Annotated in this window: 2 protein-coding genes; both read left to right on the forward strand. The window is 60.1% G+C overall.

Annotation, left to right across the window (positions count from 1 at the left end; genetic code table 11):
- Positions 1–2,267: toprim domain-containing protein (locus AM629_RS20660; RefSeq protein WP_054481648.1), on the forward strand; the 2,267-nt coding region annotated here is incomplete at its 5' end.
- Positions 2,268–2,515: 248 nt separating this feature from the next.
- Positions 2,516–3,544, forward strand: a complete 1,029-nt coding sequence (gene xerC, locus AM629_RS20665; RefSeq protein ID WP_054481650.1) for a site-specific tyrosine recombinase XerC — start codon at positions 2,516–2,518, stop codon at positions 3,542–3,544.
- Positions 3,545–3,846 lie beyond the last annotated feature (302 nt).

Below are 3,846 nucleotides of genomic sequence, written 5' to 3' on the forward strand. Positions count from 1 at the left end.
TCGCCGGTTTTAAGCCCGGCTTTGCCAACCGAACCCTGGCTTACCGCCTGCCGGAGAAACAACTGAAAGCCGGCGCAGCTATCCGGGCCCGGTTGCAAGCGGTGGGCCTGATGCGGGAGTCAGGTCATGAACACTTTAGCGGCTCGCTCGTGATACCGGTACTCGACAACCACGGGCAGGTACAGGAAATCTATGGCCGGAAAATCACCCAGCGCCTGCGGGCGGGGACCCCGAAACATCTCTACCTGCCCGGCGAACACCGCGGCGTGTGGAATGAAGCCGCCATGATAGCGGCCAAATCGCTTATCCTGTGTGAGTCATTAATCGATGCCATGTCGTTCTGGGTGGCGGGATACCGTAACGTGACCACCGCCTACGGCGTCAATGGCTTTACCCCCGACCACTGGCAGGCACTGCAACGGCATCAGGTCAGGCAGGTGCTGATTGCCTTCGATAACGACCCCGCCGGCAATGAGGCGGCGGTGAAACTGGCCGCAGAACTGACCGCCGCCGGCATGACCGTGTTCCGGGTAGTGTTCCCCGAGGGCATGGATGCCAACGGCTATCTGTGTCAGGTCGCCGAGCCCGAACCGGCATTCGGGTTATTGCTGGATGGCGCGGTGCCAATGTATGAGCCGGTGCAGAAAACCGACACCGAAGCACCGGGCGCACCGGCAGCGCCGTCGTCCCCGGCAACGGAACCCCCTGTTGCTTTAGCCGCTGAGCGGGCAACAAGACCGCTGTCTTTGCCCGGAGTCGTGTGGGAGACCGGGCCAAACGGTGAAATCATCGTCTCACTGGGTCCGCTGCGCTGGTGTGTTCGCGGGCTGGCTCAGGTCAGAGCCGGGGCCGCCGTCATGAAAGTCAATGCGCAGGTGATTGATACCGACAGCGGCGTGATGTTCGCCGACAGCGTGGACATGATGAACGCCCGCAGCCGGGGCGGGTATGCGCGGCTGGCCGCCACCGAACTGGGGCTGGCCGAAGGTGACCTGCGCCGGGCGCTGGGGCAGGTGTTGCTGGTCCTGGAACAGTGTCAACAGGCCGGTGTCAGTGAACAAACCGAAACCCCACCGGTTCCCGAACTGAGTGAGGACCAGCGGGCTGCGGCGCTGGCGCTGCTGCAAGACCCGCAACTGAGTGAGCGCATCACCGCTGACTTAGCCGCCTGTGGCGTGGTGGGCGAATCCACTAACCTGCTGGCCGGTTACTTAGCCGCCGTCAGTCGCAAGCTGGAGCGTCCGCTGGCCGTGCTGATACAGAGCAGTTCGGCGGCAGGTAAAAGCAGCTTAATGGATGCGGTCCTCAATCTGATACCGGCAGAGGAACGGCTGCAATACAGCGCCATGACCGGCCAGAGCCTGTTTTATCTGGGGGAAACCAACCTGCAACACAAGATACTGGCGATAGCCGAAGAAGAAGGGGTGCGGCAGGCCGCCTATGCCCTCAAGCTGTTACAAAGTGACGGCGAACTGACCATTGCCAGCACCGGTAAAGATGACGCCAGCGGGAATCTGGTCACCAAACAGTACACGGTGAAAGGGCCGGTGATGCTGATGCTCACCACCACCGCGATAGATGTCGATGAAGAGCTGTTAAACCGCTGTCTGGTGCTGACCGTGAACGAATCGCGGGAACAGACCGAAGCTATCCACGCCTTGCAGCGCCATAAGCAGACCCTCGAAGGCTTACTGGCCGAGAATGAGAAGACCTATATCACCGAACTCCATCAAAACGCCCAGCGGCTGCTACGCCCGCTGAATGTGGTTAACCCTTATGCTTCACAGCTCACGTTCATCAGCGATAAAACCCGCACCCGGCGCGATCACATGAAATATCTCACCCTGATACAAAGTATCGCCCTGCTGCATCAGTACCAGCGCGAGGTGAAGACCGCGGAACACCGGGGCAAACGGCTTGAATATATCGAAGTCGCCAAAGAAGATATCCGCCTGGCGAACCGGCTGGCCCACGAGATATTAGGCCGCACACTGGATGAGATGCCGCCCCAGACGCGCAGGCTGTTGCTGCTGATACAAAACTGGGTCAGGGAAAACGGGCAGCCGCGCCATGAAATGTTGTTTACCCGCAAAATGTTGCGTGATGCGGTGCAGTGGGGCGATACCCAGCTAAAAATCCATCTGTCACGGCTGGTCGAAATGGAATACCTGCTGTTGCACCGGCGCGGACTGACGTTCGTCTATGAACTGCTGTTCGACGGTGAAGATAACGACACGGCGCACCTGTGCGGGCTGATAGCCCCCTGAAAACCGGCGTATGATTCAGTCCGGTCGGGGTTATCACGCAGACGGTCGCCCGCCTGTCGGAGGCAGGTCGGGGACCGGTCGGACAGCCTCCATCCCCCCAGAGGCAAGCCATACAAGGCCCCGGCGCTAAACCGGTCGGGGCAAAGGAAAAAGCACTGTTCCGGCAGACAATAAAGAAAAACATCATCGTATCGTAGTCACGCATTACCCCATAACAACAATCCATGTACCTTACAGGAAACCCCGTCATGACTCAGACTATCGCCGCTACACGCCCCGCTCATCTCACCACATTACGCCAGCAGCTTGAAGCCTATCTCGACTGCCTGACCGCCAGACACTACAGCGTCTGGACGCTGACCGGCTATCAGGAACGGTTGCTGCCGTTCGTTAACTGGTGTGAAGCCCGGGGAGTCATGTCCGCCCCGCAAGTCAGCCCACCGTTACTGGAAAGTTATCAGTCCTGGCTGAGAGCCTATCGTAAAGCCGACGGCAACACGCTGGCCGTCAGCACGCAGTCAAAACGGCTGAGTGACCTCCGGGTCTGGTTCCGCTGGCTGCGACAACGCCAGTACATCCTGTACAACCCGGCTGAGGAACTGGTGTTGCCCCGAAGAGACAAACGCCTGCCCGCGCAGGTGCTGAGCGAGGACGAAACACAGACGGTATTACAGGCCATTGATATCAACAGGCCGACCGGCTTAAGAAACCGGGCCATCCTTGAAGTCCTGTGGAGCAGCGGTATCCGGCGGATGGAACTGTCCAACCTGCGGTTAAGCGATATCGACTTCGGGCGCGGCGTGCTGCTGGTGAGGCAGGGCAAAGGCCGTAAAGACCGGGTAGTGCCCATCGGGGAACAGGCCCTGCACTGGTTACAACGCTACCTTGACCGCGTGCGGCCCCGGCTGGCCCACCGCCATGACAGCGGCCACCTGTTTATCACCCTCAATGGCCGACAGATGTCACGCGACAGACTCACCCATCTGACGGGGGCCAGCATTCGCCAAAAAGCGCAACTGGAGAAAGCCGGAGCCTGTCACCTGTTCCGGCATTCAATGGCTACGCAAATGCTGGACAACGGGGCTGATACCCGGCACATCCAGGCGATATTAGGGCATGCGAGTCTGGAAACCACGCAAATCTATACCCGGGTGGCCATCGGTCACTTAAAGAAAGTGCATGAGCAGACCCACCCGGCAGAACGGCAGTCAAAGCAGGCCACGTCAGACGATAAACAGGCGGAGAGTGACAAGCCGGACAGCCCGAAGCCGGCCTGAACGCCCTGCGTTGCCGGACCGTCTTTAAGGTTAGCCGGTTCCCGGTGAGCGCGTGGGGTGCTGTGAAAGGCAGACTGCGCGCGTCCCTGCGCACAGACTGCCTGCCCACCTACGGCGTGCCCGGCAGTAAATGCCGGCCGCCCGGCGCTGAACTGCGGCGTTCTCTGTGACAATCGTTGCCGGTCAGCCGCCATTCAACATAATGTGGCATTAAGCGCAATGGGCCTGAACGGCCCGCCGCGCTTAACAAACATTATGTCGGCGCCGCCCACCGAAGGGCGCTGCGCGGTTACCTCAGCCCC

It is taken from the genome of Photorhabdus heterorhabditis (assembly GCF_001280945.1).
GTDB lineage: Bacteria > Pseudomonadota > Gammaproteobacteria > Enterobacterales > Enterobacteriaceae > Photorhabdus > Photorhabdus heterorhabditis.